This is a genomic window from Aeromicrobium chenweiae, from assembly GCF_003065605.1.
Classification (GTDB): domain Bacteria; phylum Actinomycetota; class Actinomycetes; order Propionibacteriales; family Nocardioidaceae; genus Aeromicrobium; species Aeromicrobium chenweiae.
Genome location: NZ_CP026952.1, coordinates 516386 through 537865, shown reverse-complemented (window position 1 = coordinate 537865; position 21480 = coordinate 516386). Strand labels below are relative to the sequence as shown.

Genomic DNA, 21480 nt, shown 5'->3' with positions numbered 1-21480 from the left:
CCGAGCGTGTCCGGAGGGGCCCTGCTGGATCGTGCCGGTGGTCAGACGGCGACCGCGACCTCCGCGACGACGCCCTTGGCGGCCGTCACCGCGTTGTCGACCGACACCGCCTTGGGAGCCAGCGTGCGCAGCGTCCACTCACCGGGACCGGCGAAGAACCGGAACTGGCCCGTCGCCGAGGTGGGGACCTCGGCGGTGAACTCCCCGGTGCGGTCCAGCAGGCGGACGTACGCGTTGCCGACCGGCTGGCCGTCGCGCGTCACGACGCCCTGGATGACCGCCTGGTTCTGGACGTCGACGCCCTCGAGCGAGGGTCCGCCCTTGACCGCGCCGCACATCAGGCGACACCCGGCTCGTCGCCGAGCGCGACCGGCACGCCGCGCAGGGAGCCGTACTCGCTCCACGAGCCGTCGTAGTTCTTGACGTTCTCGAGGCCGAGGATCTCCTTGAGCACGAACCAGGTGTGCGAGCTGCGCTCACCGATGCGGCAGTAGGCGATCGTGTCCTTGCCCTCTTCCAGGCCGGCGTCCGCGTAGAGGGCCTTGAGCTCCTCGTCGCTGCGGAACGTGCCGTCGTCGTTGGCCGCCTTGCTCCACGGCACGTTGCCGGCCGTGGGGATGTGGCCACCGATCTGGGCAGCCTCCTGCGGCAGGTGCGCCGGGGCGAGCAGGCGTCCGGCGAACTCGTCGGGGCTGCGGACGTCGATCAGGTTCTTGACGCCGATGGCCGCGATGACCTCGTCGCGGTAGGCGCGGATCGAGGTGTCCGCGTCCTTGGCGGTGTAGGTCGTGGCCGGACGCTCGGGGACGTCGGTGGTCAGCTCGCGCGAGTCGAGCTCCCACTTCTTGCGGCCGCCGTCGAGCAGGCGCAGGTTCTCGTGGCCGTAGTACTTGAGGTACCAGTAGGCGTAGGCCGCGAACCAGTTGTTGTTGCCGCCGTAGAAGACGATCGTGTCGTCGTTGGCGATGCCCTTGGACGACAGCAGCGCCTCGAGCTTCTCCTTCGAGACGAAGTCGTGGCGCACGCCGTCCTGGAGGTCCTTCTTCCAGTCCAGCTTGACGGCACCGGGGATGTGCCCCTTGTCGTACGCCTCGGCGTCCTCGTCGACCTCGACCAGGACGATCTTCGGGTCGCCCAGGTGCTCCTCGACCCAGTCTGCTGTGACGAGCGCGGATTCGCGGCTCATGCTTACCTCCGTTGTGCCCGGACGGGCGTTGGTTGTGACGTGTGCGGGAAGGATGACGTGGTTCAGGCGCGCGCCGGCGCGAGCCGGCGGAGCACCAGGTAGAGCTCGCAGCCGAGGCACAGGCCGACGGCGGCGTTGAGCAGGGCGGCAACAAGGGCGAGCCCCGTGGCCACGAGGGCGCCCGTGGTCGCACCGGTCAGGAGCAGCACGAGCGCGACGGTCGTGAACGCCAGACCGACCAGCTGGGCGAAGCGCGGCGGACGGGCGTCCTCGAGCTCGGTGGGTGCACCGATGCGGGGACGGACGACACGCGCGAACACGATCGCGTACGGCGAGTGCTGCAGGCCGGCCAGCACCGCGATCGCGAAGACCACGACCTGGATGCTGAGCAGCGCCGTCCTCACCGCCTCGGACGGGACGACCAGCACGAGGGCCAGGACGACCGACGTGAGGCCGGCCGCGACCCGCAGACCTCGAGGGTCCACCTGGGCGGGTGAGGACATGATGCTCCTGCGCTGACGGGCACGGACCCCGCCGATGACAGGGACGTGCAGGGACTGACGGTCGAGAGGTGTCAGTGCATCCGACACAGCGACGAGCGCGTGCGGCAGTTGTCCACTGCGCGCCGGCGCGTCAGGTGTGTCGTCAGGAACATGGCTCCAGAGTAGGGGGCTCTTCACGCGGCTCACGACCAGGTCTCGACATATGGACGGTCGTCCCGCATCGTGAACAGGCCGCCGGCAGGGGCCGCGCGTCCGGTCAACGACCGCACGCGGCCGCGATCACGCGGTTGTTCGGCTCCCTGAGCACGGTCGGCGTGAACGACAGGACCGGGTCGTCCGGCTGGTCGCGGCCCGACAGGATCACCGAGCGGATCGTGACGGTCCGTCCGGGCCGGAGCCGCACCGGGACGATCGTCACGGCCCGCCCGTGGTGCGAGGCGGTCAGCACCGTCTGCAGCTCGTCGTCGACCGACACCTCGTTGATGGAGCCGCCGAACGGCGCGTAGATGCGGACGTTGAACCGCATCGCGCCCCTCCGGGCGTCGCGCGACGGGCCCAGGACGGAGGTGGGCAGCCCCGCGCCTCGCCGCGGCACCGACGAGGCGAGGACGGTCGTGGTCTCGATCGTCTGCACGTCCCCGTCCGTGCAGGACTGCGCGTGCATCGTGGTCCGGTGCTGCAGGTAGTACTGGAGCTTGGTCGCCGTCGAGTCGTTCAGGTAGACCCCGACGTGGGGCGTGGGCCCGGAGTCACCGGGCAGCTCCCCCGCCACCCGGGTGCCCGTGAGCGCGGCCTGCTCGTCGGGATCCGCCGACCAGACGAGGAGCCGGTTCTCCGACGAGGCGTTGGCCAGCTGCCGCACCAGCGCCTGCGCATCGACCCGACCGGACGTCACCTCCTCGAACACGCTCTCGGCCGCGTCGGTGAAGTACGCGTCCTGGGCGTCGTCGTCCGGCAGCCTGAGGTAGACCTTGTTCAGCAGCGCCTCGACGACGTTCGTGCTGCTCAGCCTGCGATCGACCGGGCCACCACCGTCCACGGTGATCGGCCCGGTGGCGCGCAGGAGGTACGACAGCGCGATCGGATCGACCGAGATGACGCCGGCCACGTCCGTGCCGAACTTCTCCTTGTACATCGCTCGCATGATCTGGCCGGTGCGGGGGAAGTCGGGCGTGAAGTTGGCGTCCGACCAGAACGTGGCCAGGAATCTCGTGTAGAGGGCGCGTTCGTCGCCGGTGAGGCTGACGACCGGGTCGTCGAACGGCGCGAAGTCGGAGCCGGCCCCGTGCCGCGTGATCCGCACGCCGCCGTCCTCGGCCCTCACGACGGCGAACGCGCCGGGCAGCCCACCGGTCGATCGCACCTCGGCGTTGTTCTGCACCACCAGCAGGTACGAGCGGGGACCGTCGGCGCCGAGCATGCGGGGCATGACGTCGGTGGCCGTCGCGCCGGCCGATGCTGCCGACTGGGCCGTGGCGATCCTGGACTCGAGATCGGCCAGTGGCCCCTTGAGCGGCCCGACGAGACCGGACGTCCCCACGTCGGAGAGCTGGCGTCTGCCCCAGGTCAGGGTCCGGTCGGCGGTGTCCAGGGCCGGACCCAGCCGTTGGATGGCCGCGATGTCGATGCGCCCGTCCTGCGGGCTGAACGTCCGGGCATCGATCGAGCCGGCCGCGTCGACAATGGGTCGCAGACCGTCCTCGGCCAGTCTCGCCAGCACACGCGAGACGGTCTGGGCGGCCTCGACGTTCCGGCCGATCAGCGGGACGCGGCTGCCGGCGTCCCACAGCACGCCGTGGGTGGCTGACCTGGCGGAGGCCGTGGACGTCTGCAGCTCGCGCAGCGTGGCACGCGCGGACGCGACGTCCCCCGCTGACACCTGGGCCTGCAGCCGGGTGGCCTGTCCTGATGCCAGGTCCAGCTGCTGCTTGGCCTTCACCGCCTGGAGGGTGAAGACGGCACCCACACCCACGACCACGAGGACCAGGACCCCCAGCCCGGCGAACAGGGCCCGCCGCCGTCCGGGCGAACCGTCACGGGGACGGTGCCGTCGTGGACCCCTCATGCGAACCATCCCTCGTGGTGTGACCGGCCCGCTGGGTGCGTCACTCAGGCGCGTGAACGGCGACGGACGGCGATCGTCGCGGCGGCACCCGTCAGCACGAGCGCTCCACCGATCCACAGCAGGTCGACGCTCGCGCCACCCGTGCCGGGCAGGACCCCGCCGAGGTCGGACGTGCCGACGTCACCGGACGCCCCGGCACCCGCGCCGGTGCCGGTGCCGGCGCCGGTGCCGCTGTCCCCGACGGGGAGCACGGTGACCGTCAGCGTGCGGGTCGCGGTCACGACCGCCGCGGGGGTGACCAGGTTGGACCCGGTGTCGGCCGGGGCGCTGACCGGCTCGGTGTTGTCGAAGCTGCAGCGGACGACCACCGAGAAGTTGGTGCGTTCACTGACCTGGGGCGCGGTGAAGCTGGCGCTGTCGGTCGTGCCGCTCCCGGCGTCCGACCCGCCGTTGAAGTCGACGTCCCACTCGCAGTCCGCCTGGGAGGTGGACGTGACGGTGAAGATCGTCCCCTCGACGGGGGTGGAGTCATCGATCGTGACGGTGATGACCGGGTCCTGGTAGGCCGCCAGTGCCGGCCCTGCCGAGACGAGGCCCATCAGCACCGCTGCGGCGGTGACGGCTGCCAGTTTCAATCCGCTCATGGAGGTCTCCCTGAGGTCGGGGGTTCGTGACGTGGATGGTCGTACGACGGGTCGGCGCGAGGCCGGACATCCGTGCACGCTATCCGCGGGCGTGCCGTCTTTTCAGGGCCCTTGGCCCCTTACCTCACCGTTCGGGTGCACAAGGATGGCGAGCACCGCGTCGCCGTCCGGGGACGGCGCACTCATCGTCCGAGGGACACGCATGGGACTGCAGGACTACCTACGGATCTTCAGGGACCGCTGGCTGACGATCTGTGCCACGACGATCGTGGCCGTGCTGATCGCCCTGATCGTGACCGCCAGCGCGACACCGATGTACAAGTCGTCGTCCCGCCTGTTCGTCACCACCGCGCAGTCCGGCAGCTCCGACGCGTACCAGGGCGGCCTGTTCTCCCAGCAACGCGTGAAGTCGTACGCCAACCTGCTGACGGGCGAGGAGATCTCGCGGCGGGTGGTGGAGAAGCTCAACCTCGACGAGAGCCCCCGGTCCCTGTCCTCGCGGATCAGCGCCTCGGTCCAGCCCGACACCGTCGTCCTGACGATCTCGGTCGTCGACCCGTCGCCGACCCAGGCGCGCCGTCTCGCGCAGGCCACGGCGCAGGAGTTCGTCACCTACGTCGCCGAGCTCGAGACGACCCCCGGGAAGTCCCGGCCTCCGGTGAAGGCCTCGATCGTCGACCGCGCCACGACCCCTGCGGGGGCGTTCTCGCCCCGCCCGCTGCGCAACCTCGCGGTGGCGCTCGTGCTGGGGCTGCTCGCCGGGTGCGGGCTGGCGGTGCTTCGCGACCGGCTCGACAACCGGGTCCGCTCCGAGGACGACCTCGCCCAGGCGACCAACGGGGCACCCGTGCTGGGCAACATCCACTACGACAAGCAGGCCGTCAGGTCGCCGCTCATCCGCGATCTGGGCAGCCACGACCCACGGGTCGAGGCCTTCCGCGTCCTGCGCACCAACCTGCAGTTCATCAACGTCGACGTCGCCCACAAGGTCTTCGTGATCACCAGCGCGGTGCCCGGCGAGGGCAAGTCGTCCACGGCGTGCAACCTGGCCGAGTCCCTGGCGTCCGCCGGCGAGAGCGTGCTCCTGATCGAGGGAGACCTCCGACGGCCACGCGCCACGGAGTACCTGGGGCTGGAGAACGCGGTGGGCGTGACGACCGTGCTCGTCGGCCGGGTGAGCTTCGGCCAGGCGCTCCAGCGGGCCGGCGACGGATTCGACCTCCTCGCGAGCGGTCGTGTCCCGCCGAACCCCGCCGAGCTGCTGCAGTCGACCGCGATGCTGACCGTGCTCCACGAGGCGCGCGAGCTCTACGACGTCGTCCTGATCGATGCGCCGCCGCTGCTCCCGGTCACCGACGCGGCCGTGCTGGCGACCGAGTCCGACGGGGCCCTCCTGGTCGTCCGCCACAACTCGACCTCGCGCGACCAGGTGGGCAGCTCCCTGGCTCGTCTGGAGTCCGTCGGCGCGCGGCTCCTCGGCACGATCGTCACGATGTCCCCCCGGTCCAGACGAGCCAGCTCCGCGTACGGCTACGGCTATGGCTACGGCTACGAGCCCGACAGCGGGGGTGAGCAGGACACGGACCTCGAGCGAGTCGCCAGGCGGTAGCCAGTCCGCACGGTCCTTCGAGAGGGAGGGAGAACGAGATGAACACACCGGCCATCGGCATCGCACCCCACCCGAGGGTTCCCGTCCTGATGCTCCTGGACACGCTCGCGTGGTTCGCGGCGGTCTACGTGGCCGCAGCGATCCGCTTCTCGACCCTGGAGACCAGGCCAGTCCTGCGCGTGAGCGAGTCCGGCGGCGGCATCCCGCTGTACGGCGTGCTGATCGTGGCGGCGATCGCCGTGGCGTGCCACATGGCTGCCGCATGGCGCCTGCGACTCCCCCACGGCCGGGCCCCGCTGGGCAGCTTCGAGGAGCTGTTCCTGCTGGGCAGCGTCCTGATCGGCTCGGGCGCCGTGGCCACCGCCGTGAACGCGCTGATCGCCCAGCCGTTCGTCCCCCGGACCGCGCCGATCAGCGCCGCGTTCATCGCGCTCGTCTTCTGCGGATGGCCCCGCGCGTTGTGGCGCCTGCTGACGAGCCGCTCCCGCCCCCGAGCCGGCGAGACCGCGTCGGCCGACGTCATCGTGGTGGGAGCGGGCGACGCCGGGCGCGAGCTGGTGCGGTCCATGCAGCACGATCCGCAGCAGCACTGGCGACCCGTCGCCTTCGTGGACGACGACCGGAACAAGAAGCACCTGCGCCACCGGGGCGTCGGCGTCCTCGGCACGACCGACCAGCTGGGCCGCGTGGCGTCCCGCACCGGCGCGTCGACCGCGATCATCGCGATCCCCAGCGCGACGTCCACCACCATCAGCCGCATCAACGACGTGGCCGTCGACGCCGAGCTCGACGTCAAGGTGCTGCCGACCGTCGACCAGCTGCTGCTGGGGGTGCACCACTCGGTCGTGCGCGATCTCGAGCCCGAGGACCTCCTGGGCCGCCGTCCGGTCTCGACCGACCTCGAGTCGATCGCGGGCTACCTCGCCGGGAAGCGGGTCCTGGTCACGGGCGCGGGCGGGTCGATCGGCTCGGAGCTGTGCCACCAGATCGCCCGGTTCGGACCTGCCTCGCTGATCACGCTCGACCGCGACGAGTCGGCACTGCACACGTTGCTGCTGTCGATGTCGGGTCGTGCCGATCTCGAGTCCGACCACGTCGTGCTCGCCGACATCCGCGACGCGCGCCGGATCCACCGCGTGTTCGACCAGCACCGGCCCCAGGTCGTCTTCCACGCGGCCGCGCTCAAGCACGTCAACATGCTCGAGCGGCACGCGGGCGAGGCGGTGAGCACCAACGTCCTCGGGACGCTCAACGTGCTCGAGGCAGCCGCGCGGATCGGCACCGAACGCTTCGTCAACATCTCGACGGACAAGGCGGCCGACCCGGTCAACGTGCTCGGCTACACCAAGCGCATCGCGGAGCGGCTGACGGCCTCGTTCGCCTACCGGTCGCCGGGGATCTTCCTCAGCGTCCGCTTCGGCAACGTCCTGGGCACGCGCGGATCCGTCCTGCGGACGTTCGCGGCGCAGATCGCGGCCGGCGGCCCGGTCACGGTGACCGACGCGGACGTCACCCGGTACTTCATGACGGTCAACGAGGCCGTGCAGCTCGTCATCCAGGCCGCAGCCATCGGACGCGACGGCGAGACCTTGGTGCTCGACATGGGCGACTCGGTCCGGATCGCCGACGTCGCCCGGCAAATGATCGAGCAGGCCCGCAAGCCGGTGCCGGTCGTCCTCACCGGTCTCAAGCCCGGCGAGAAGCTCCACGAGGTGCTGTTCGGCTCGGACGAGGCGGACGTCCGCCCCGTCCACCCGTTGATCTCGCACGTCCACGTGCCCCCTGTCGAGCCCTCGAGCGTCCGCGCGATGTCGACGGTCGACACCAACGACGCCATCGTGCGCGACGTCGCGTCGCTGTGCGAGCGACGGCCCCGCCTCGCCGAGCGCCGTTCATGACGCGCATCCATCTCTCCAGCCCCGACATCACTCCCGGCGAGGAGAAGCGGGTCGTCGAGGCCATCCGGTCCGGCTGGGTCGCGCCCCTCGGCCCCGAGGTGGACGCCTTCGAGCAGGGCATGGCCGAGCGGGTGGGAGCGCGTCATGCGGTGGCCCTGAACTCCGGCACCGCGGCGCTGCACCTCGTCCTGGTGTCGTGGGGGGTGGGCCCCGGCGACCACGTCCCCACCTCGACCCTGACCTTCGCGGCCACCGCGAACGCGATCACCTACACCGGCGCCACGCCGGTGTTCGTCGACTCCGACCCCGTGACCGGCAACGTGGACCCGGCGCTGCTCGACGAGACGATCACCAGGCTCCGGGCCGAGGGCAGGAACGTGCCGGCGATCGTCCCGGTCGACCTCCTGGGCAGGTGCGCCGACTACCCGGCCATCGCTGCTGTGGCAGCGACGCACGGGGTCAAGGTGCTCTCCGACGCGGCCGAGTCGCTCGGCGCCCGGTCCGGCGACGTGCTGGCGGGTTCCTCCGGGGATGCAGCGATCCTGTCGTTCAACGGCAACAAGATCATGACGACCTCGGGCGGCGGCATGGTGCTGACCGACGACGAGACCGTCGCCGACCACGTGCGCCACCTGTCGACCCAGGCCCGCGAGCCGGCCGTGCACTACGAGCACCGGGAGATCGGCTACAACTACCGGCTCTCCAACCTCCTGGCCGGCCTCGGGAACGCCCAGCTGGAGCGGCTCGACGGCATGATCGCGCGCCGCCGGGAGCACCGCGAGACGTACGCGGAGCTGTTCGCCGACGCCGATGGGGTGGAGATCTTCCAGCGCGAGGGGGACGACGCCGACAACTGCTGGCTCACCGCGGTCCTCGTCGACGCGTCGACGACCGGCTGGACGACCGGCGACCTCATGGGGCACCTGTCGTCGCACGACATCGAGAGCCGGCCCCTGTGGAAGCCGATGCACCTGCAGCCGGTGTTCGCCACGCACCCGCGAGCCGCGACGGGTGCGGCTGAACGACTGTTCGGCACCGGGCTCTCGCTCCCGAGCGGATCGGCGTTGACCCCCGAGGAGCTCGGCCGGGTCACGGGGGCGATCACCGAGTTCCTGAGGGCGTCGTGACGCGGCGGACGGGGTACGACACCGTCAAGCGCCTGCTGGACGTCGTGGCGGCGTCACTCCTGCTCGTCGTGACGCTCCCGCTGCAGCTGGTCGTCGCGCTGATCGTACGGACACGGCTCGGCAGGCCGGTGCTGTTCAGCCAGCAGCGCCCGGGGCGCGACGGCGAGGTGTTCACCCTGGTCAAGTTCCGGACGATGCGACCCGCCGGACCGGGCGAAGACGTCCGCTCCGACGCCGAGCGGCTCACCCCCGCGGGAGCCCGCCTCCGGTCCCTGAGCCTCGACGAGCTGCCCACGCTGCTCAACGTCGTGCGCGGGGACATGTCGCTGGTCGGGCCCCGTCCGCTGCTCGTGGACTATCTCGACCGGTACACCCTGCGGCAGGCGCGCCGCCACGAGGTGCGACCCGGGATCACGGGTCTTGCGCAGGTGTCCGGGCGCAATGCACTGTCGTGGGACGATCGGCTGCAGCTCGATGTCGAGTACGTGGACCGGTGCAGCTTGTGGCTCGACCTGGCGATCCTCGTCCGCACCGTCTCCGCAGTGGCCGGACGCCGCGGGATCGCCGAACGCGGCTCGGCGACGATGAGTGAGTTCACCGGGAGCGGAGCGCCACATGCATGATCTCGTGATCATCGGGTGCGGAGGCTTCGGGCGCGAGAGCGCCGACGTCGTGGACGCGATCAACCGGTCGGCACCGACGTGGAACCTCCTCGGCTTCGTCGACGACGACCCGTCGGCCGAGAACGTGGCCCGGGTGCGTCGCCGGGGAGCCGCCCTGCTCGGCGGCCTGGAGGCGTTCTCCTCCAGGGGACGCGGTGTCCACTACGCGATCGGGATCGGCGACGCCCCCACCCGGGAACGGGTGGCGTCCGTCGCGGAGGCCGCAGGGATGGTCCCGGCCACGCTCGTCCACCCCTGGGCGGCGATCGGCGCCGATGCGGACATCGGGGAGGGCGTGGTCGTGTGCGCGTACGCGCAGATCGGCTCCGACGTCTCCATCGGCCGGCACGTCCATCTCGACCGGGCGAGCCAGATCGGCCACGACTGCGCGGTCGAGGACTTCGTGACGGTGCATCCCGCGGCCGTGGTGTCCGGAGGATGCGTCCTGGGTCCGGGTGCCGAGCTCGGCACCGGCTCCACGATCCTGCCGGGGACCGCCGTCGGCGCGCACGCCGTGGTCGGTGCGGCGGCCTGCGTCGTGAAGGACGTCCCCCCAGGGGTGACGGTCAAGGGAGTACCTGCCGGATGACCCGGGTGACGGTCGTCCTGAAGACGAACGAGGGCGGCGCCTGGGTGCTGGGGCAGGTCGCGGAGATGGTCCGGCGCGGTGCGCACGTCACGATCGTCATCCCGCCGGGGGACGGCAGGTTGCGCCGCGCCGTCGACGCCGCGGGTCACCCGGTGGCGGAGTCCCCGTTCGACTTCAGCTTCCGGCCCGCACCGGCCACGGCTCGAGGGCTCTGGCGGCTCAGGAAGCTGGTGCGTGCCACCGCGCCCGACGTCGTGTTCTACCACCTGTACGCCTCGGCGCTGGCCGCTCGCATCGCCTCGCTCGGCCTTCGCGTCCGCCGGGTGCACATGGTCGCGGGGCCGCTCTACCTGGAGAACCCGGTCATCCGGTTCGTCGAGCGGTTCCTGTGCCGCCTCGATCACCACCTGATCGCGGGCTCGGAGTTCACCGCCACGCAGTACGCCGCGCTCGGGATGCCGGCCGACCGGCTCAGCTACGTGCCGTACGGGGTCGACGTGCAGCGGTTCTCGCGCGGCGTCGACTCCCGGGACCGGCTCTGGGGAGCCGGCAGCGGCACGTTCGTCGCGATCATGGTCGCCTATGTGTACGCACCCAAGAGCTCGGTGTTCCCCGGCGTCGGGATCAAGGGGCACGACCTCCTGCTGGAGTGCTGGCGCGAGTTCTCCGCAGCCCATCCCGACGCGCGGCTGGTGCTGGTCGGCAGTGGGTTCGACGACGAGGGCGAGCGGCACCGCCAGGGGCTCATCGGGAGGTTCGAGCTCGCCGCCGACCCGACCGTGTCGTGGCTGGACTCCGTCACCGACGTGCGCCCGCTCTACAGCAGCGCCGACGTGTCGATCTCGCCGTCGTTGTCGGAGAACCACGGCGCCGCGCTGGAGGCCTCGGCGATGGGGGTGCCGTCGATCGTCAGCCGGGCAGGAGGTCTCCCGGAGACCGTCACCCCGTGCTCGGGCTGGGTCGTCCCGGTCGGCGACCGCGACCAGCTGCTGGCAGCGATGACCGAGGCGTGGAGCCGCTTCGAGACCGGGTCGTTGGCCGAGATGGGGCGGCAGGCCCGTGCGCACGCGCTCGACTGCTTCGACCTGACCCGCAGCACGGCGCGGGTGGCCGACATCGTCCTGGCCTGAGCCCGATCGGCGTCAGCCCTGGGCGACCCCCGACCACTCCGCCGTGGCGTCCCGCAGGCGCTCGTACGCAGCTCGCCGGCGCGCGTCGAGAATGGGCTGGGCGTAGTCCCGGGCGCGCTCCCGGCAGTGGACGGCCAGAGCCTGCCGGAAGCCGGGGTCCGCGCACCGGCGCACCAGGCCCGCGAGCGCCCCGGCGTCGTCGGCGGGACACATCGCCCACGACGGAAGCAGCTCGGGAGTCCCACCCACGTCGGTGCCCACGGCCGGCAGGCCCCGCGCCATGGCCTCGATCATCGCCCGCGGCAGCCCCTCGGTCCTCGAGCCCGAGACGAACACGTCCGCGGCGTCCAGCTGGGCCCACACGTCCTGCCGGTCGTCCAGGTGCCCCAGGAACCTGACCCGGTCGGCGATCCCCGACGCGTGGGCGAGCTGTTCGTAGGCGGGGCGATGCCGCCCGTCGCCGAGGACCGCGAGGGTGCCGAACTCGTCGGGTCGAAGCGACGCGACGGCGCGCAGGACCACGTCGATGCCCTTGTACTCCTGCTCCATGCTGCCCACGCAGACGAGGTTCGGCGGCCCGGTGGGCGGCCCGGCCCTGTCGACGTACGCGGCCTCCGGCAACGTCGCGCTGGAGTAGAAGGTCACCATCGCCCGGTCGTCGGCCGGATAGCGGTCCGGCAGCACCTGGCTGCTCACGTAGGCCACGACCTCGGCGCCCCGCGTGATCTCCGCCAGCCGACCCGCCACACGCCGCCCGGCCAGGCCGGCGACCGGTCCCATGCTCGACAGCACCTCGTGGGGGTCGCCGACGAGCTCGACTGCGTACGGGCGACCACTGGCGAGACCCCGGTGCAGCAACGAGCTGATCGGGCCGGGGGCACGGAGCAGGACCGCCTCGCTGCCGGCGGCAGCCTCGTGGATGGCCCGGCGAAGACGCGGGTACGTCCTCGCGAGACCTGCGACCCCCTCGTAGTACGGCAGGGGGTGGACGCGGACGCCGGGACCTTCGACGGGGACTCCCGAGCCGTGGTCCCGGTCGTCGACCCGGGCGAGCACGACCACCTCGTCGAACGCCTGCAGGTACCGCTCCCAGAACGGTGCGCCGAAGACCGAGTCGGCGTGCACCCGTCCGTCGGGGGCCCGGTGAAGGCGGTACTCACCCGCGACGAGCAGCTTCATGGGTTCCCGAGCGCTTGAGGGTGACGACCGTGAGGACGCCGAACAGGAGCAGGGCGTAGACCAGGCCGGAGAACAGCCCCCGGCTGTCGCTGCGCAGCATGTACGGGACGAAGACGACGGAGAACGTGCTGAGGTACGCCGCGAAGGCGGACCGGTGCGACCGGCTCACCGCGGCGTTGATGATCCACCCCAGCACGAAGAAGGTCGGCAGGATCGCCCACTGGCCGAAGTTGTAGACCAGCTCCCCGATCATCGAGAAGCCGTACCCGGAGTCGCTGTCGGGGGCGTACGTGTCGACCAGCCACTGCGACAGCCCCTTTCCGGGCGCCCAGGCCCCCAGGGTCAGGGCCGAAGCCGCGGAGTCGAGATAGGTCGCACCGTGCGCGTACGGCTGGTAGATCGGCACGAACGACAGCACCCGGGTGTCCACGAACAGCAGGGAGCCCTGGCCCAGGATCGTCGTCAGGGGCGAGGAGCCCGCGGCCCCTCCGCGCAGCGTGAACAGTGCCGCGCCGGCCGCTGCGGCGGCCGCGCCGATCAGCACCGACTTGAGCACCCGGGCCTGGACCCGCCGGTTCTGGCTCTGGATCGCGATCCCCACGAAGACCAGCAGGAAGTCCCGCTCGTCGGTCAACAGGCAGTAGACCGCGTACACGGCCATGTTGGCCCAGAACAGCCGGTGCAGGGCGGGGCGGGACCGGACGAGCAGGTACGTTGCCGCCAGGCAGATCTGCAGGAGCAGATACGGGTAGTGGAACGGTCCTGCCAGCCCGATCGCCGTCAGCTTGTCCGCCTGCAGGAGGGCACCGGCGCGCGTGACCACGATGGCCGCCGCATATGCCGCCGCGAGTCCGAGCAGGATCCCCACCGGGAGCCCGTAGCGGTCCGCCCACCTCTCCTCGCGGGCCTCCCCGTCCGTGGCCGGCACCTCGGGTGCGCGGAAGGACACGTCCGCGAGCAGGAGGCCCACGACCGCGAGGAGGTAGCCGTTCACCGCAGCCGGGATGTACGCGTCGACGACTCCCACGTAGATCGGCTGACCGACCAGGTGGTTGATGACGGGTCCGAGCCCGATCAGCACCAGGAAGGCCGCGAGGTATCCCAGCACGCCTCTGCCCGATCTCCTGCAGAGCATGAACAGGACGATCGAGACGGCGACGGCGACCTTCAGCCACAGGTCAAGCACGAGCGTCCTGTCCCAGGCGACGGCGGAGCAGGAGCATCCGCGGCACCAGGTGCGCAGTCATGCCGACCAGAGCTGCCTGGGCGGCGCCCGTCGGGCCGCCGTCCGGAACCAGCAGGAGACAGGCGACCGAGGTCACCGCCAGGGTGAGCAGGTTGAGCCACATCTGCGGCGCCAGCACCCGCATCGTGGACAGGGCGGCGTCCAGGAACCACGCGAGCGAGCCGATCGCGGCGCCGGCGGCCAGCCAGGTCAGCAGCGGCCCGCGGCCCGCGAAGCCCGGGCCGTAGACGTCGTCCAGGAGCGGTCCCCCGACGGCCCAGACCACCAGGACGAAACCGAGACCACCGAGCGCAGCCCCGGCCAGCACCTTCAGCAGCGCGCTGCGCAGCCCGGCGGTCGATCGCGTCCCGAAAGATCCCACGAACCACGGGAGGACGGCCTGCGCGACCGCGCCCGCCGTCATCGTCACGAGGAGCATGAGCTGGGCCAGCGCCGAGAACACGCCTTGCGGCGCGGTGCCGCTGAAGACCTGCAGGACGTACCGCGGGACGTTGCTGTTCAGCGAGCTGATGCCGCTGGCGACTCCGAGGTGCGACGCGAGACGGAGCTGCGACACCGCCCCCCGCAGGTCCCACCCGCGGACCCGGGCGTCGTCCGCCGCGCGGCGCTGCAGGGCCCGCGGGTACACGACGGAGGCGACGATCGACGACCCCAGGCTTCCCAGCGCGGCCCCGGCCATCGGCAGTCCCACGGCGAGCAGCGCGCTCACCGACACCAGGGTCAGGACGCCGTTCAGGATCATCGACAGGCCCATGACGTCCAACCGGGACTGCGCCTGGAAGAACCCGAGGTAGCAGTCCCCCACCGCGTCCATGCACTTGGCGGCGCCGACGATCGCCAGCACCGTACCCTGGCTGCCGCCCCACGCCAGCGCGATCCCGCCGATGACGAGCGCGGCGCCGAGCGTGCTGATCACCCGCGCGGTGCGGTACGCCGAGAACGGGACCGTCCGGGCGGAGTCGGTCACCATCAGGACGCGCAGCTGGACCATACTCACGGCGATGACCGGCGCCGACACCGCGAACCCGAGCGTGTACTGGCCCACGTCGTCCAGCGAGCCCATGCGCCCGATGACGAGAGGGACGAGCGCGAGGCAGGCGCCGTAGACCAGGTTGCCGGACAGGACCCAGGCGCTGTTGGCGAGCAGGCGCGGCGAGCCCTCAGCCGGCACGGCGCAGACCCGGCCCGGCACGGCATCCCTCAGGTCGTCCCACGAGAACTCCGAATCCAGCGGCTGGGCCGCACTAGCGCTCCGCGACCAGTGTATTGACGGCCGGACTGCTGACCCGGGCCAGAAGTCCCGGGAGGAGAGGGCGAACCCGTGCCATCGTGAGTCACCAGGCTCCGCGACACGACGGGATGCGGCTTGGCATGAACACTTCGATCTTGATCACCGGTGGCGCAGGGTTCATCGGCGCGAACCTCGCCCGTGCTGCCCTCGCCGACGGGCGCGTGGGACGCGTGGTCGTCATGGACGACCTGTCGATGACGAACAGCGGTGGCCTGGACGACGTGGACGTGGAGCTCCACGAGTCGTCGATCCTGGACGAGACCGCGTTGAAGTCGGCGTTGAAGGGGATCGACGCCGTCGTCCACCTGGCCGCCATCCCGAGCGTCCCCCGGTCGATCGCGAACCCGATGGCGACCCATCAGGCCAACGCGACCGGCACGCTCGCGCTGCTCGAGGGGTGCCGCTCTGCGGGCGTGAACCACGTGGTCTGCTCGTCGTCCAGCTCGGTGTACGGCTCGAACCCGGCGCTGCCCAAGAGCGAGCGCGAGTGGGTGCGGCCCATGAGCCCGTACGCGGTCAGCAAGCTGGCCACCGAGCAGTACCTCCTGGCCTACCAGTCCTCGTTCGGGCTCTCGACCCTGCCGTTCCGGTTCTTCAACGTGTACGGACCAGGTCAGACACCCGGGCACGCGTACGCCGCAGCGGTCCCCACCTTCATCGACGCCCTGCTGCGCGAGAGCCCGGTGCTGGTCAACGGCGACGGCTCCCAGTCGCGCGACTTCACCTTCGTCGGCAGCGTCTGCGAGATCCTCATCGAGGCGGCGGTGAACACGGTGAGCAGCCCCGAGCCGGTGAACCTGGCGTTCGGTGCGCGCACCGACCTGATGACCTTGATCGACACGCTCGAGGAGGTCACGGGCAAGACCGCCCGCGTCGAGCACCGGGCGCCACGTCCCGGCGACGTGCCCCACTCGGAGGCCGACAACAGCTCGCTGCGTGACCTGTTCCCGGACCTGCAGCCGGTCGGGCTGCAGGAGGGACTGCACCACACCGTGGACTGGTTCAGGTCGCGCTACTGAGGTCTCCGCCGCAGCGGCGCCTCACGGCACGTCGACGGCGCGGCCCAGCGCGGCGAGCACCTGCTCCCGCCGGGGCAGCCCCGACGCGCGCGTCGTGACGACCCCACGGGCGTCCAGCACCAGCACGGTCGGGGTGCGCATGATGCCCAGCTCGCGGACCAGCTCGAGCCGCTGCTCGGCGTCGATCTCCACCGTGGTGACGCCCTCGACCTTCGCGGCGATGTCGTTCAGGAGGACGCGGGTCGCCCGGCAGGGGCTGCAGAAGGCGCTGGAGAACTGCACCATCGTGGCGCGCTCCCCGAGCGGGGAGCCGAGCTGCGCCGGCGACAGCACCTCACGGTCGTCCGGCACGGCCGAGAAGCGTCCGTTCTTCCACCGCATCGCCAGCGCACCGAGTGCGGAGACCACGACAGCCACGAGAAGGACGACGACTCCGGTCACCGGGCCAGCGTACGCCGACCGGTCGCCCCGCCCCGGCGTTGCTCAGAGGTTGGGCATCGTCAGGAGCTGCCCGCCGATGTAGACGATCGGTCCGGCGAACGCGACGGCCATCGCCCCCGGGAACCCCCAGCTGGCCGACGCGTGGGTGCGTCCGCGGGCGATCGACCGGCCGACGACCTGGCCCAGCACGGCAGCCAGGGCCACCGCGGGACCGACGATGAGGCCGAAGTAGACCGTCATGGACGACTCGACGCTCGCGGCGACCGCGGCGCCGGCTCCGGCGCCCGCCAGCGTCGCGAGGCTGAGGCAGACCCATCGGTCGATCGGCAGCGCCCAGGCCAGCAGGCCGCCCGCGACGCCGGCGGCAGCGACGGCCACCACCTCCGGTCCGTCGATGGACTGCACGGCACCGACCCATCCGGCGGCCAGGGCGGCCACGGCCGACAGCATCACGGCGTACCCGACCGACTGCACCAGGTGCGTACGTCCGTCGCGGCGCAGCATCTGGGCCAGCAGCGCCACGAAGACGGCGGCGGCGACCGCGGGCAGGATGCCCGAGAGCATGCCCGTGCTGCTCGCCCCCACCACGCCGGGCGAGGTGCCGGACGCGCCGGACAGGAGATCGGGCTCGAGGGTCAGGACCGTCGCGACGAGGCTGGCCACGACGACCGGGACCACCCGGGGCGACGGGATCGACGCGTGCGAGGCGTCACGGATGCCGGGAGCCGCGGCGACCAGGACCTGCACCAGCAGGACCGCCACGCCGAGGAGCCACGGATCGGTGTACGCCGCCAGCGTGATGACTCCGACGAGGGCGAGGGAGAGCAGCGTGGATCCGAGTCGTGGCACCCCCGCATGATGCCAGTTGTCCGGTCAGCCGCCCGCGAACGGTGGCAGGAACTCGACGTTGACGCCACGCGGCAGGGGCACCTGTGCCGGGTCCTTCGCCCCCACCGGCGTCTCGCCGACGAGGATCGAGCAGATCGAGATGACGTCGTCGAACCGGTCCCGGTCGCGGTGGCGGCGACCGATCTCGTCGAGCAGCTCGGCCAGGGTCAGGGCAGAGACGGTCTCCTCGGCGACACCTGCGGCCGCACGGGCAGCAGCCCAGTAGCGGACTGTGACGTCGTTCTCATTCGCGTCATCATGTGGCAATTGATCGGACACATGTCGTATTCTCGTCCATGCAACGAGGCCACGGTGATCCACCATGGCCTCTTCGCATATCTGCACACTGTGCAAGCACGCTTGCCCGCACGAATCGCAGCACCGGAGGTCGACACCCATGTCCCACCTGCTCCTGCTCACCAAGAGCACACAGTCGTCGGTCGAGGTGCTGCCCGCGCTGGCGCTGCTCCCCCATCACGTCAAGATCCTCCCCGCGGAGGCGAGCGCGCTGCTCGACGCTCCCCCGTGCGACGCCGTGCTCGTCGACGGCCGCCACGACCTCGCCCAGGTACGCAGCCTGACGCGGGTCATCCGCACCACCGGCGTCGAGTGCCCCCTGATCCTGATCCTCACCGAGGGCGGCCTCGCCGTCGCCGCGTCGGACTGGGGCATGGACGACGTCATCCTCACCACGTCGGGTCCGGCCGAGCTCGAGGCTCGCCTGCGTCTCGGCATCGGCCGCATCGCGGCGACCACCGAGGGCGCGAACGACAGCCACGTCATCTCCTCCAGCGGCCTGGTCGTCGACGACGCGACGTACACCGCGAAGCTCGAGAACCGCACGCTCGACCTGACGTTCAAGGAGTTCGAGCTCCTCAAGTTCCTCGCCCAGCACCCGGGCCGGGTCTTCACCCGCCAACAGCTGCTGCAGGAGGTGTGGGGATACGACTACTTCGGTGGCACCCGCACGGTCGACGTCCACGTCCGGCGGCTGCGCGCCAAGCTCGGCACGGACAACGAGACGCTCATCGGCACGGTCCGCAACGTCGGCTACCGCTTCGTGGCGACCAAGGCCGATCCGGCCCGCGAGACCGCGGACGCCTAGAGCAGCATCGTCAACCCGACCGTCAGGCCCATCGCGACGACCAGCACGCGGAACAACCACGGCGGCAGGCGCCTGCCGATCAGTGCGCCGAGGTAGCCGCCGCCGAGCGACCCCGCCCCGACCAGCACGACCGCGGACCAGCTGACCTCGGCCCAGATGACGAACACGACGGTCGCCACCACGTTGGAGGCGAAGATCGCGAGGGTCTTGAGGGCGTTGATGACCTGCAGGCCGACGTCGATGCCGAGGGCGTAGAACGCGACCAGGATGACCCCCTGCCCCGCGCCGAAGTAGCCGCCGTAGACACCGAGCACGGTCGAGGCCATGGCGACCGGCGGCGACATGGTCTGCCGGTCCCGGGGAGCCAGCCCACGGCGGGCAGCGCGCCGCCGCGCCCACGCCGAGATCAGCGGCTGCGTCCCCACGAGCGCGGACGAGAACAGGATGAGCCAGGGCACGATCGACTCGAAGACGCCGGGGTCCAGCACCAGGAGCAGGGTGGCACCGAGCACGGCACCGCAGGCGCTGGTGGCGATGACGACCCCGCTGAGCCGCGGGTGCTCCGTCAGCTCCCGGCGATAGCCCACCGCGCCACCGACACCGGCCGGGACGAGACCGATCGTGTTCGACGCGTTCGCGACGACCGGTGCCAGACCGACCGCGACCAGGATCGGGAAGCTGATCAGGGACGCCGCACCGACCGACGACGACGCGATCCCTGCCAGCAGCCCACCGCCCAGCAGCGCCAGCTGGTCCAAGCCGTCCATCGCCGCGTCAGTCGCGCAGCAGGGCCACGTCGCTGACCATCTCGACGTGGTCGTGCATGGCCTGCGCCGCTCCCCCGGCGTCCTGTCCGCGGATCGCGTCGGCGATCCGCCGATGAGCCTTCAGCGAGTCCCGGGGACGGCCGGGCTGGGAGAGCGACTCGATGCGGGTCTCCAGGACCAGGTCGCTGATCTCGGCCATCATGCGCGACAGCAGCGTCGAGCGGGCCGCTGCCGTGATGGCGGCGTGGAACAGCTCGTCCCCCTCCACCCCGCGGCCACCGGCGTCGATGTCCCGCTCCATCTCGGTGAGCGCCGCGTCGATGCGGGCCATGTCGTCGTCCGTACGACGGGAGGCCGCGAGGGCCGCGAGCTTGGTCTCGAGCGCGTCGCGCGCCTCGATGATCTCGGGCAGACGGGTCGCGTGGGCCCGGATCGCGTCGATGATCTTGGTCGACGAGCGCGTCTCGGTCAGCAGCGCCCCGTCGCCGTGACGCACCGCGACGACCCCGATGACCTCGAGCGCGACCAGCGCCTGGCTGACCGTCGCCCGGCTCACCCCGAGCCGGGTGGCCAGCTCGCGCTCAGGAGGCAGCCGGTCCCCGGGTCGCAGACCGCTCTCGTCGATCCAGCCGATGATCTGCTCGGCGACCTGCTCGTACAGGCGGGGACGCGTGACCGGCCGCAGGCCGCTCGAGGATCTGGCGCTCATGGCACAAGGGTATTGACAAGAGGTTCGCCTGCCTATTGGCTAGGCCACTGAACCATCAAACGTGATGTGGCTCACAAGGAGCGACGCGGGGGGAAGGAATCGACATGAGTCCGGAATGGGTGGCGATCATCGCGCTGGTGGCGTTGTTCGCCGTCGGCACGGTGCTGCCGATCAACATGGGAGCGCTCGCGTACGTCGCGGCGTGGCTCGTCGGGATGTACTCGTTGAACCTCGACGAGAAGGAGATCCTGGCGGGGGTGAGCGGCGACCTGATCCTCACCCTGATCGGTGTCACCTACCTGTTCGCGATCGCCAAGAACAACGGGACGGTGGACCTCATCGTCACCAAGGCCGTCAAGGCGGTCGGCGGGCGCGTCGCACTGATCCCGTGGGTCATGTTCGCGGTCACCGCGCTGCTGACCGGCATCGGCGCCGCCAGTCCCGCGGCCTGCGCGATCATCGGTCCGGTCGCCCTCGGCTTCGCCGGGAAGTACAAGATCAGTCCCCTGATGATGGGCATGTTCGTGGTCCACGGCGCTCAGGGCGGCGGCTTCTCCCCCATCAGCATCTACGGCACGATCACGAACGCCGTCATGCGGGACAACGGTCTCGAGGTCGGCGAGGTGACGCTGTTCCTGTCCAGCCTCGTGGTCAACCTGATCATGGCCGCGATCCTGTTCGTCCTGCTCGGCGGACGAAAGCTGCTGTCGCAACGTGTCGACCCCGACGAGGGGGAGCTCCTCGAGCACCTGCACGCAGGCGGCGCGAGCGTCCCCGCCCGCGGCTACGGGACGACGGCACCCACCGGCACGAGGGCCCAGGGCGTCCGCGTCGACCAGGTGCTGACGCTCGTCGCCTTCGTCGGCGTCGCGGTCGTCGCGCTCGCGTTCGACAAGAACATCGGCTTCGTGTCCATCACCGCCGCCGTGATCCTCGCGATGCTGGCACCCAAGGAGCACAAGGGCGCGGTCAACCAGATCGCCTGGCCGACCGTCCTGCTCGTCGCGGGCGTCAGCACGTACGCCTCGATCCTGACCACGGCCGGCTCGCCGGAGTTCGTCGGCAAGTGGGCCGCGGGGCTCGGCGCAGCAGCCGTCGGCGCGCTGATCCTGTGCTACGTCGGCGGTGTCGTCTCGGCCTTCGCGTCATCGACCGCACTGCTGCCGATCATCATCCCCATCGCCCTGCCGATCATCTCCGAGCACGGGATCAACCCCATCACGTTGGTCGCGGCCCTGGCGATCGCATCGACGATCGTCGACGTGAGCCCGTTCTCGACCAACGGCGCGCTGATGCTGGCGAACCGCCCCGAGACGATCTCCGAGCAGGCGTACTACAAGCAGATCCTGACCTACAGCTCCATCGTCGTCCTGGTGGGTCCGCTCCTCGTCTGGGCGGCACTCGTGCTGCCGAGCTGGTGAT

The 21480-nt window shown here is 71.1% G+C and carries 22 protein-coding genes; 9 read left to right on the top strand and 13 right to left on the bottom strand.

Annotation, left to right across the window (positions count from 1 at the left end; translation table 11 throughout):
* Positions 1-41: 41 nt before the first annotated feature.
* The 5 genes from C3E78_RS02635 to C3E78_RS02615 all read right to left on the bottom strand — a co-directional run bounded on the left by C3E78_RS02635 (position 42) and on the right by C3E78_RS02615 (position 4398).
* Positions 42-338 (bottom strand): DUF1416 domain-containing protein, encoded by a 297-nt coding sequence (locus tag C3E78_RS02635; RefSeq protein WP_108576851.1) that lies wholly within the window; start codon positions 336-338, stop codon positions 42-44.
* Complete coding sequence (locus tag C3E78_RS02630; RefSeq protein WP_108576850.1) at positions 338-1186, bottom strand: sulfurtransferase; 849 nt, start codon at positions 1184-1186, stop codon at positions 338-340. Before C3E78_RS02630 ends, C3E78_RS02635 begins: the two co-directional genes overlap by 1 nt.
* Before the next feature lie 62 nt (positions 1187-1248).
* Positions 1249-1689, bottom strand: coding sequence for a DUF4395 domain-containing protein (locus tag C3E78_RS02625; RefSeq protein WP_108576849.1), 441 nt, complete (start codon positions 1687-1689; stop codon positions 1249-1251).
* 256 nt (positions 1690-1945) lie between these two features.
* Positions 1946-3754, bottom strand: coding sequence for a DUF4012 domain-containing protein (locus tag C3E78_RS02620; protein WP_159085787.1), 1809 nt, complete (start codon positions 3752-3754; stop codon positions 1946-1948).
* A 44-nt stretch (positions 3755-3798) separates the two neighbouring features.
* Positions 3799-4398, bottom strand: a complete 600-nt coding sequence (locus C3E78_RS02615) for a hypothetical protein (RefSeq protein WP_135804908.1) — start codon at positions 4396-4398, stop codon at positions 3799-3801.
* A gap of 202 nt (positions 4399-4600) precedes the next feature.
* Between C3E78_RS02615 and C3E78_RS02610 the strand changes: the two genes are divergently transcribed.
* Genes C3E78_RS02610 through C3E78_RS02585 form a run of 6 tightly spaced genes read left to right on the top strand, consistent with a single transcriptional unit; the run spans position 4601 to position 11413 of the window.
* On the top strand, positions 4601-6007 hold the full coding sequence (locus tag C3E78_RS02610) for a tyrosine-protein kinase domain-containing protein (protein ID WP_108576846.1): 1407 nt from the start codon (positions 4601-4603) through the stop codon (positions 6005-6007).
* A gap of 38 nt (positions 6008-6045) precedes the next feature.
* Positions 6046-7905, top strand: a complete 1860-nt coding sequence (locus C3E78_RS02605) for a nucleoside-diphosphate sugar epimerase/dehydratase (protein ID WP_199906917.1) — start codon at positions 6046-6048, stop codon at positions 7903-7905.
* A complete protein-coding gene (locus tag C3E78_RS02600; RefSeq protein WP_108580716.1) occupies positions 7902-9032 on the top strand; it encodes a DegT/DnrJ/EryC1/StrS family aminotransferase in 1131 nt (376 codons plus the stop codon). Before C3E78_RS02605 ends, C3E78_RS02600 begins: the two co-directional genes overlap by 4 nt.
* Positions 9029-9655, top strand: coding sequence for a sugar transferase (locus C3E78_RS02595; protein WP_108576845.1), 627 nt, complete (start codon positions 9029-9031; stop codon positions 9653-9655). Before C3E78_RS02600 ends, C3E78_RS02595 begins: the two co-directional genes overlap by 4 nt.
* Positions 9648-10283: a NeuD/PglB/VioB family sugar acetyltransferase gene (locus tag C3E78_RS02590; protein ID WP_108576844.1), complete on the top strand. Its 636-nt coding sequence runs from the start codon at positions 9648-9650 to the stop codon at positions 10281-10283. The genes C3E78_RS02595 and C3E78_RS02590 overlap by 8 nt, the downstream gene beginning before the upstream one ends.
* Positions 10280-11413 (top strand): glycosyltransferase family 4 protein, encoded by a 1134-nt coding sequence (locus tag C3E78_RS02585; protein ID WP_108576843.1) that lies wholly within the window; start codon positions 10280-10282, stop codon positions 11411-11413. Before C3E78_RS02590 ends, C3E78_RS02585 begins: the two co-directional genes overlap by 4 nt.
* A 12-nt stretch (positions 11414-11425) precedes the next feature.
* On the opposite strand, the gene C3E78_RS02580 is transcribed toward C3E78_RS02585, so the two are convergent.
* The 3 genes from C3E78_RS02580 to C3E78_RS02570 are packed head-to-tail and all read right to left on the bottom strand — an operon-like array spanning position 11426 to position 15030.
* Positions 11426-12592 (bottom strand): glycosyltransferase, encoded by a 1167-nt coding sequence (locus C3E78_RS02580; RefSeq protein WP_108576842.1) that lies wholly within the window; start codon positions 12590-12592, stop codon positions 11426-11428.
* Positions 12570-13778, bottom strand: coding sequence for an O-antigen polysaccharide polymerase Wzy (gene wzy, locus C3E78_RS02575; RefSeq protein WP_108576841.1), 1209 nt, complete (start codon positions 13776-13778; stop codon positions 12570-12572). Before wzy ends, C3E78_RS02580 begins: the two co-directional genes overlap by 23 nt.
* Positions 13771-15030, bottom strand: a complete 1260-nt coding sequence (locus C3E78_RS02570; RefSeq protein WP_135804907.1) for a lipopolysaccharide biosynthesis protein — start codon at positions 15028-15030, stop codon at positions 13771-13773. The genes wzy and C3E78_RS02570 overlap by 8 nt, the downstream gene beginning before the upstream one ends.
* 179 nt (positions 15031-15209) lie before the next feature.
* Between C3E78_RS02570 and C3E78_RS02565 the strand changes: the two genes are divergently transcribed.
* On the top strand, positions 15210-16148 hold the full coding sequence (locus C3E78_RS02565; protein WP_108576839.1) for an NAD-dependent epimerase/dehydratase family protein: 939 nt from the start codon (positions 15210-15212) through the stop codon (positions 16146-16148).
* 21 nt (positions 16149-16169) lie between these two features.
* Here the strand turns inward: C3E78_RS02565 and C3E78_RS02560 are convergent, their stop codons facing one another.
* From C3E78_RS02560 to C3E78_RS02550, 3 genes are read right to left on the bottom strand one after another with little or no spacing between them, the layout of a single operon-like run.
* Positions 16170-16589, bottom strand: coding sequence for a TlpA family protein disulfide reductase (locus C3E78_RS02560; protein WP_235833749.1), 420 nt, complete (start codon positions 16587-16589; stop codon positions 16170-16172).
* Positions 16590-16631: 42 nt separating this feature from the next.
* The gene (locus tag C3E78_RS02555; RefSeq protein ID WP_108576838.1) at positions 16632-17438 is read right to left on the bottom strand and encodes a hypothetical protein; all 807 of its coding nucleotides are present in this window, start codon (positions 17436-17438) and stop codon (positions 16632-16634) included.
* 24 nt (positions 17439-17462) lie between these two features.
* Positions 17463-17756 (bottom strand): MoaD/ThiS family protein, encoded by a 294-nt coding sequence (locus tag C3E78_RS02550; protein ID WP_235833748.1) that lies wholly within the window; start codon positions 17754-17756, stop codon positions 17463-17465.
* Positions 17757-17874: 118 nt separating this feature from the next.
* Between C3E78_RS02550 and C3E78_RS02545 the strand changes: the two genes are divergently transcribed.
* Complete coding sequence (locus C3E78_RS02545; RefSeq protein ID WP_108576837.1) at positions 17875-18582, top strand: winged helix-turn-helix transcriptional regulator; 708 nt, start codon at positions 17875-17877, stop codon at positions 18580-18582.
* Here C3E78_RS02545 and C3E78_RS02540 read toward each other — a convergent pair.
* On the bottom strand, positions 18579-19349 hold the full coding sequence (locus tag C3E78_RS02540) for a sulfite exporter TauE/SafE family protein (protein ID WP_108576836.1): 771 nt from the start codon (positions 19347-19349) through the stop codon (positions 18579-18581). The genes C3E78_RS02545 and C3E78_RS02540 overlap by 4 nt on opposite strands.
* A gap of 7 nt (positions 19350-19356) precedes the next feature.
* Positions 19357-20058, bottom strand: coding sequence for a FadR/GntR family transcriptional regulator (locus C3E78_RS02535; protein ID WP_108576835.1), 702 nt, complete (start codon positions 20056-20058; stop codon positions 19357-19359).
* A 104-nt stretch (positions 20059-20162) separates the two neighbouring features.
* On the opposite strand from C3E78_RS02535, the gene C3E78_RS02530 reads away from it, so the two are divergent.
* Positions 20163-21479 carry an SLC13 family permease gene (locus tag C3E78_RS02530; protein WP_108576834.1) on the top strand — a complete coding sequence of 439 codons (1317 nt, stop codon included), beginning with the start codon at positions 20163-20165 and terminating at the stop codon, positions 21477-21479.
* The last annotated feature ends 1 nt before the right edge of the window (position 21480 follow it).

Coding starts and splice junctions, on each gene's coding strand:
- C3E78_RS02540 (WP_108576836.1), bottom strand. CDS start 19,349: ATGGACGGCTTGGACCAGCTGGCGCTGCTGGGCGGTGGGCTGCTGGCA.
- C3E78_RS02600 (WP_108580716.1), top strand. CDS start 7,902: ATGACGCGCATCCATCTCTCCAGCCCCGACATCACTCCCGGCGAGGAG.
- C3E78_RS02635 (WP_108576851.1), bottom strand. CDS start 338: ATGTGCGGCGCGGTCAAGGGCGGACCCTCGCTCGAGGGCGTCGACGTC.
- C3E78_RS02535 (WP_108576835.1), bottom strand. CDS start 20,058: ATGAGCGCCAGATCCTCGAGCGGCCTGCGGCCGGTCACGCGTCCCCGC.
- C3E78_RS02630 (WP_108576850.1), bottom strand. CDS start 1,186: ATGAGCCGCGAATCCGCGCTCGTCACAGCAGACTGGGTCGAGGAGCAC.
- C3E78_RS02530 (WP_108576834.1), top strand. CDS start 20,163: ATGAGTCCGGAATGGGTGGCGATCATCGCGCTGGTGGCGTTGTTCGCC.
- C3E78_RS02610 (WP_108576846.1), top strand. CDS start 4,601: ATGGGACTGCAGGACTACCTACGGATCTTCAGGGACCGCTGGCTGACG.
- C3E78_RS02565 (WP_108576839.1), top strand. CDS start 15,210: ATGAACACTTCGATCTTGATCACCGGTGGCGCAGGGTTCATCGGCGCG.
- C3E78_RS02605 (WP_199906917.1), top strand. CDS start 6,046: ATGAACACACCGGCCATCGGCATCGCACCCCACCCGAGGGTTCCCGTC.
- C3E78_RS02545 (WP_108576837.1), top strand. CDS start 17,875: ATGTCCCACCTGCTCCTGCTCACCAAGAGCACACAGTCGTCGGTCGAG.
- C3E78_RS02590 (WP_108576844.1), top strand. CDS start 9,648: ATGCATGATCTCGTGATCATCGGGTGCGGAGGCTTCGGGCGCGAGAGC.
- C3E78_RS02625 (WP_108576849.1), bottom strand. CDS start 1,689: ATGTCCTCACCCGCCCAGGTGGACCCTCGAGGTCTGCGGGTCGCGGCC.
- C3E78_RS02615 (WP_135804908.1), bottom strand. CDS start 4,398: ATGAGCGGATTGAAACTGGCAGCCGTCACCGCCGCAGCGGTGCTGATG.
- C3E78_RS02585 (WP_108576843.1), top strand. CDS start 10,280: ATGACCCGGGTGACGGTCGTCCTGAAGACGAACGAGGGCGGCGCCTGG.
- C3E78_RS02580 (WP_108576842.1), bottom strand. CDS start 12,592: ATGAAGCTGCTCGTCGCGGGTGAGTACCGCCTTCACCGGGCCCCCGAC.
- C3E78_RS02620 (WP_159085787.1), bottom strand. CDS start 3,754: ATGAGGGGTCCACGACGGCACCGTCCCCGTGACGGTTCGCCCGGACGG.